At 39.1% G+C, this 7,051-nt stretch carries 6 protein-coding genes; 3 read left to right on the forward strand and 3 right to left on the reverse strand.

Annotated features, from left to right (window positions below):
* The first annotated feature begins 842 nt into the window (after nt 1-842).
* Nucleotides 843-2,753, forward strand: a complete 1,911-nt coding sequence (locus ACOCD9_RS21235; RefSeq protein WP_287715542.1) for an Hpt domain-containing protein — start codon at nt 843-845, stop codon at nt 2,751-2,753.
* Between the two features lie 11 nt (nt 2,754-2,764).
* On the opposite strand, the gene ACOCD9_RS21240 is transcribed toward ACOCD9_RS21235, so the two are convergent.
* The 3 genes from ACOCD9_RS21240 to clpS are packed head-to-tail and all read right to left on the reverse strand — an operon-like array spanning nt 2,765 to nt 5,445.
* A complete protein-coding gene (locus ACOCD9_RS21240) occupies nt 2,765-4,282 on the reverse strand; it encodes an ammonium transporter (protein WP_287700771.1) in 1,518 nt (505 codons plus the stop codon).
* Between the two features lie 52 nt (nt 4,283-4,334).
* On the reverse strand, nt 4,335-5,165 hold the full coding sequence (locus ACOCD9_RS21245) for a CPBP family intramembrane glutamic endopeptidase (RefSeq protein ID WP_287700773.1): 831 nt from the start codon (nt 5,163-5,165) through the stop codon (nt 4,335-4,337).
* On the reverse strand, nt 5,158-5,445 hold the full coding sequence (clpS, locus tag ACOCD9_RS21250; protein WP_002738526.1) for an ATP-dependent Clp protease adapter ClpS: 288 nt from the start codon (nt 5,443-5,445) through the stop codon (nt 5,158-5,160). Before clpS ends, ACOCD9_RS21245 begins: the two co-directional genes overlap by 8 nt.
* A 200-nt stretch (nt 5,446-5,645) precedes the next feature.
* Here clpS and ACOCD9_RS21255 point away from each other — a divergent pair, with 200 nt between their 5' ends.
* Nucleotides 5,646-6,059, forward strand: a complete 414-nt coding sequence (locus ACOCD9_RS21255) for a hypothetical protein (protein WP_287700775.1) — start codon at nt 5,646-5,648, stop codon at nt 6,057-6,059.
* Nucleotides 6,060-6,360: 301 nt separating this feature from the next.
* A partial coding sequence (locus ACOCD9_RS21260; RefSeq protein ID WP_419548374.1) for a hypothetical protein occupies nt 6,361-7,051 on the forward strand: 691 nt, incomplete at its 3' end.

Raw genomic sequence — 7,051 nt, forward strand, 5'->3', positions numbered from 1 at the left:
GGTCTTGGCTGTTTATATTTTAACCAATAAATTGCTGTATTGCAAGCATAGTGAGCTTTTAAAGATAAATTATTGTTTTATTGGTCAGCAATAATTGTCTGTTTTTTATTTAATTTTACATGACAAGTTCGGAAGAGCCAATTAAATTGAGGACTGATAGAAGGTTCTTCGGTTTGTCTTATGCGACGTACAGGATTATTAAGAAATGAAACTCTTATAGAGAAAGACATTTGGCGATTTTTGTCAATTGTTTTAGATCTAGAGCGAACTAATCAATTAAATCTATTGCCAGATAAGGATTTAGTCGATTTATGCCACCCAATCGAACCATACCAAGTAACGAAGAACCGGATAGAATAATATATAGCGTTTGCTGAATAAATCTAAAAACCTTGTTGGATAAGACTTTTGGACTTTTTTACCCTCAAAAAGTGCCAGCCCTTGGGGTGATCGGGTAGGGCTGTTTCATTCTTTCAAATGTCATTCTCTCAAATCCTTACCTAGCAACGTTTGTAGTCGATTTCTCGGAAATACATATCTGAAAATTTTTCAAAACGTCGTGCTTTGTAGGTTGATTCATGAATCAACCTACTATGAGAGCAAAAACCTGTACTCCCCTGCTCCCTAGCTTACCTCATAAGCCATTAAAGGTAGCAAAAAAAAGAATTAGATTCGGAGAATGAATCAGCCCTACCCCGAACCCTGGAGCGCATTAATTTTTCCATGAGATGCTCACAGGCAGTTGTTGATGTATTTATAATGATTTAAGAGTCACTGATATATTTAATGAAAAACTAGGCCAATCCAGGACTAGATAGCATCGTGATAAGGGGGATAATACCTTGGACTCCACTAACGATCAGAAAATTCTCGGCTATTTCATCGAAGAAGCAAAAGAACACCTAGAAACTTTGGAACACGGGATTTTAGACTTAGGCAATCTCGTGAACAACCATGAACAGATGAACGAGATGTTTCGTGCCGCCCATTCCGTCAAGGCAGGGGCGGCCATGTTAGGCTATAGCAGTATCCAAAAAACTGCTCACCGTCTTGAGGATGCTTTCACAATATTGAAAGAAAATCCCCTGGAAGTGGATCAAAAATTAGAGTCTTTGTTCCTCAAAAGTTATGATCTGCTTCAGATATTGATTGATAAGCTGCAGGATCCCTTCGGTTTACAGGCCGAGGAAGCTGACGCTATCGTTAAAAACGGTGAACCGACTTTTGCTGAATTACAGGCCCATCTTAACTATCTTCTGGGCCAAGTAAAATCCACCCCTGCTATTGCGGCAACATCTTCTATCTCCATCAGCGCCAGAGATAGCCTCAAACAGATGTTACAACTGTTCAAACAGGAAGAAACCAGCGCTTCCCGTCAGCAATTACAAGAATTAATTTTATCTCTGTCTCAATTGGCTTCAGAACAGCAACAATGGCAATATTTAGTTAAAAATGCCCAATCGGCACTAGCTAACCCTAAACATTCCTATCGTACTCTCGCCCCGGTTATTATTAGGGAATTAAAACAAGCTAGTGATTTATTAGAATGGGGTCGCGGGGAAGAAATCACCGTCAGTCAAGAATTGCAATTATTAGCCTCCACCAAATTACCACAAATCCTGATTAACCCGGAAGCGGAATTGGTAGCTAGTACCACGGAACTTCTTTCTGATCAAGATTTAGAAGAAGCTTTAACTTGGAGTGAAAATCAAGATATTAATGAGTCAGAAAAGCCTTCTTTAGAGTTAAGTCAAATCCCAACCGAGCGAAAAGCACAGATAGCAGGTCAAAGGGAAGCATATCAACTAGCTGAAGAAAAATTAACGCCCGAATTTGAGGAAACCCAACGAGCAACTTTAATTGAGGAAACTCTTGCTTGGACCGGTGATAACTTGCAGTTAACCGAAATAGTTATTCGTTTGCTAATCGACAATAAAAATGAGTTGCGGAAAGGAGAAGAAAAACCAGTAATTGAACAATTAATTCAGAAGAATATTGTAGAAAATTGGTTACAAAATAAAGCGGCAGCCCATCTCCAGAAAATACAAAACAGTCTCTTAACTCCTGATGCAAATGTTAGGTCAAGATTAGAGACCTATCAAGATATTTTGCAGGGTAGAGTATTTGCTGATAACAAACCCGAAAAATTGGCACTTCAGCAAGCAGCATTAGTGATTAAAAATGATGATTATCTAGAAGTGACCAATCGAATTTATCAAGAGGTATTTAATGTTCAATGGGTTAGACAGGAATTAGAAAAATTAGTTGATGTGGAGAATTCTCCTGCTGATTTAACTAAAGTGTTATCTTTCTTGGCAATATTAGGCTTTCTTGGATTTGCTTTCTTGTCATTAAAGACTCCTGAAAAGAATTCTGATGTTATGGTGACACCCTCACCTAGTATTCCAGAAATTTGTACTAAACGAGATTTTAATATTAGCTTAAACAGGACTATTCAACAACTGCAAGACTTGAAAAGTAAACAAGGTAATCGGCTTTCTGAAAAGTGTGCGACTCAATTAAATGAGTTAATGTTAATTCAGCAAGCAATAGGATTAGCTGCCAATAATTTTGTGGCTAATGTGCCGGATAGAGAAGGTGGTTTTGAAATTTTGTGCCAAATCCCCGCAACTTCTGATAACTTTAAAGAAGCTCAATTTTGGGCAAAACGTTGGCACAATGACAAAGCCTGGAAACTGGATATCGAGCGAGCTTTGCCAGATAATCCAGATTGCCAAAAACTTATCGAATAAACATTAATTTTTTAATCACTAAATACCCCATCACTACCCTTTAATTCATCGGATAATGATACCCGGATTCCTTCCCTTCCCCGTGACCAAAATAGGGAGAATAGGTCAGAAACATTGAAGGATTGACTCCTGACAACAGGAGAGAAGTTAACCGGTGAGTTCTTTTGACGTAAAACAATTACTTGCATATAGTAGAGGAGATTGCCAATCATTAGCCAGAGAATTAAACTAAAAATAAACGTAAATGCCATAACTATAACCCATCCAAAAAATTGAAAAGCAACTTGAGATATGCGACTATTCTGTGTTAATCCAAGGGCAAATTCTCCCGCATCTTTGGTACTAAAGAAACCCACCGCCATTGTTCCCCAAAAACCACAAAAAAGATGTACTGAAATTGCTCCCACTGGATCATCAATTACTTTAGTTTTAACTAAAAATTCTTCTCCTAATAAGACGATAATGCCACTAATGCCACCGATGATAATAGCTGATTTGATATTAACATAACCTGATGATGCCGTAATCCCCACTAATCCCCCCAAAATGCCATTAATAATTATGGATAAACTGACTTTGCGACCAATTAAAGGATTAAAAATTAATGCCAAAAATCCCCCAGTGGCAGCGGCAATCATCGTGGTAGTAATTGTCATGGGGACATCATTCAAATTTACTGCCGAACCACCATTAAAACCAAACCATCCTAACCAAAGAATGAAACAACCAAGAGTTGCAAATCCTAACTGATGGGGAGCAAAATTTCCTCTTTCTTTTTCTTCATAACTATCGGTTTTACGATTATAACCAAAACGTCCATCTCTCGGTTTTAGTAACCAAGCACCCACTAATCCGGCCATTCCTCCCACCGAATGCACCACCGTTGAACCGGCAAAATCTCGAAACTTAAATAAGTTATATAACCATCCTTCCGATGACCAAATCCAATGTCCTGTAATAGAATAAGAAAAAGCGACTAAAAAGAAACTAAATAGCAAAAATGCCCAAAATTTAACCCTTTCTGCCACTGCTCCCGATACAATGGTCGCCGCAGTTCCCGCAAAAGTTAATTGAAAGAAAAATAAAGTGGCAATTGAACGACCTGGCCAGAATTTTTGGAATTGACTGTATTCATTATTAGGGGTTAGAATTTCCAAGAAAAATCCTGTACCACCAGAGAAACTATTTCCTAGTGCTGATGTATTGCCAAACATTAAACCGAAACCAAACATCCAATAAGCTAAGGCAGAAACACAGAAGACAATTAGGTTTTTAGCTAAGACATTAGTGGCGTTATTAGTACGACAAAAACCCGTTTCTAGCAGGGCAAAACCCGCATTCATAAAGAATACTAAAGAGCCGGCTGTTAACATCCAAATATTAGCAACTAAATCCAGAGTAGAATTATTTAAATCCTGTGCTGTGACTTTGCCTACACCGATCAACAGCATGAAGATAACAGAGAAACAAAAAGATAGGATATTACGCAAACGCGGGCGATATTCTAGAAAAGATAATAATCGATTCATCGGCTATAACTCTCATGGGCAATTTCCCCTTTATAGTAATTGATTTAATCCCCTATCGTTCACTCAAAACTGCTTTTTTTCTGATCCAGATAGCGAGAATTGTCAGGAAAAGTAAACCCATCACTCCCGCTAAAGGATTTTTATCGATTCCAGTTAACCAATCGGGAACAGTACCAGTGTATTTAATTAACTGACCCACATTTAATATATAGTATGCCCAGATTAAACCCGCGTGCAGACCGATACTTTTACCCAAACTACCACCACAGGCGCGTTTTGCCCAACCGAGAACCAATCCTAGCAAGACTAAGGCAGGAAATTGGGGAAAAGTGCGGATAATTTCGGCTAAAGGTTTAATAAAGTGAGCAAGAGCGAAAATTAAGGCACTAATCACTAGAGCGATAGCGGGACGATAATCCTTTTCTAATTCTCCCAGTAACCAGCCCCGAAATAGCAATTCTTCGGCAAAACCCACCGCTAAAGCGACTAAAAACCCCTCCAAGATGATTTTGCTGATTGGGGGATTCGCAGGTAAGAAATTTAACCAACCTAGGAACGCTTGGGACAGAAAAAGCGAGAAAGTGAAAAATAAACCGATCGCTAACCCATTAATTAACTCGATCAGCGTTTTTCTTCGCCAAATCAAACCATAATCGGCTAATCCCTCATCGCCATAAATTGTCCGTCCCCACCAATGGGATAACCCCAAAAATTCCAGATAGAGAACAGAAAGGGTCAAAATTGAGGCCAGATTAGCATTAGTGGCAAAAAAGTGATAGAGGGGAAGTGCGATCGGCAACCAGAGAAAAAGTAAGAGCAAAATAAAAATTCCCAGTCGCAGGGGGACTGGGTAAGTGGCAATTACCCGTAATCTTTTATTCATCGGGTTCGATGCTGCTGGTTAAACCTTTATTTTTCAAGGTTTCACAGTAAAATTCCGCGTGTTCTTGAATGCAGGTAATCACCAAGGCCGTACCATTAGTGTGCGCTTCCATCATGATATCAACTGCTTGGGGTTGCGTCATACCGGCGATCGTTTGCATTAAACTCTGAACCACATACTCCATCGAGTTAAAGTCGTCATTGTGGAGTAAAACGCGATAACGCGGTGCTGGTTTACGGATTGTCGCTGTGGAACGCTTTTCGATGACTTCTGTGGACACCGTGTCTCTCCTTTGAATCTATATCACAAATAAAGGTCAATTACTTAATGATCATAATCAAAATTTCCAGATTGAGCTAGGCTTTTTCTGTGATCCGTGAGGGGGTTGGGTGTTGGGGAGTGGGGGACAGCCAAAGGAATGACATTTCTAGATGGATAGATCATAATTAAATTAACCCTGTAATTTAACCTTATTTCTCTATGTCTGCTGGCGAATTACAAAATCTCGATAAAAATATTCAACGCTTAAAAAAACAATTAGCGGGAAAGCGAAACACTTTAGTCACAATCGCACCAGAAGAAAAAGTTAGGATCGAGCAGCAGCTCGAAGATTTACGCCAACAAATTCGGGATTTTGAACGGGAAAAATGGGATTTAGTCGCCAGCGAGAGTCAAGAAGCATCTTTTCCTGATGCCGAGGTGATGGTAGCAGAAATTGTCACAGAATTGACGGCAATTACCACAGAACCAACCGATCAACTTGCTTCTGTACAAATCTTAGAATCATTAAACCAAATTCTGGCTAAACTCAATCAACCAGAGCGATCAGCAGCAGCCAAATTAAAAGCGGCCATATCTACTATACCCCCTTTTGTTTCCCTTTTGGGGCGATAAGCTGACTAATTTAACAGCAAATGTCAATATTTATCTTTATCTAAGCAGATTTTAGAAAGTTTTTTTGTCGATGTTAATGTTAATTATCAGTAGTCGGAGATAAAATCTTAAGAAATGTCAATTATCACTATTCTTAACGACCCTCAATAAATTAGAATCAGATCATAAATGCGATCGCTTGCTCAATTCTCGATGATTAATCTGGAGGCTAAAATCAGCAACTGAGGCAATTAACCTTTTTCAAGCTACCGAGTTTAGGTGGTAGTCACTGATAACTGATAACTGGTAACTGATAAGTGAAATGACTCGCTTTATTTGGGATAAATTTAGCAAAGATTTCCTAGAAACCCTTCTTTCTCCCTACGGTACAGTAGTTGTCAGCAAAGAAGTCACCTCAGAAATTAAAGAAATTGATGTGTATTTTAGTCCTAATATCTCTGAAATTCCCTCTCAGCTAGGATTATTAGGCAAATTATGCCAAAATCCCTGTTTATTGGAACCCTATCGCAATGGGATTACCCTTGATGGTATCAATGATTGTCTGTCCAAGCGCTTTGCTATCCGTGAAATCTTCCACAGAGAAGCAAAGAGAAATAAACAGAGAATATCAGAGGAGGAAATACCTAAGTTATGGATTCTCACTCCCACAGCTAGTGAGCGCATTTTATCCCTGTTTACGGCTCAATTACAACCCAATTGGGGAGAAGGGGTTTATTTTCTCCCGGAGGGTTTCGGTACAGCGATTGTCGTCATTCATCAATTACCCGCAATCCCAGAGACATTATGGCTAAGATTATTGGGTAGAGGAGGAACAAGAGAGAGAGCTATCGATGAATTAGAGAGATTATCAGCGAATAATCCCCTAAAATCGGCTTCCTTAAACTTATTGTATAATTTGAGTAGAAATCTAGAAGCGTTATCGAAAAAAACACAGGAGGATAGGGAGTTTATTATGCGTTTAGCTCCACTTTACCAACAGGATAGGGAACAAG

Origin of the sequence: Microcystis sp. (assembly GCF_048564745.1) — a bacterium.
GTDB lineage: Bacteria > Cyanobacteriota > Cyanobacteriia > Cyanobacteriales > Microcystaceae > Microcystis > Microcystis ichthyoblabe_A.

Bases quoted from the DNA above. Each gene is read 5' to 3' on its own strand.
- ACOCD9_RS21240 (WP_287700771.1), bottom strand. From the start codon at position 4,282: ATGAATCGATTATTATCTTTTCTAGAATATCGCCCGCGTTTGCGTAAT.
- ACOCD9_RS21245 (WP_287700773.1), bottom strand. From the start codon at position 5,165: ATGAATAAAAGATTACGGGTAATTGCCACTTACCCAGTCCCCCTGCGA.
- ACOCD9_RS21255 (WP_287700775.1), top strand. From the start codon at position 5,646: ATGTCTGCTGGCGAATTACAAAATCTCGATAAAAATATTCAACGCTTA.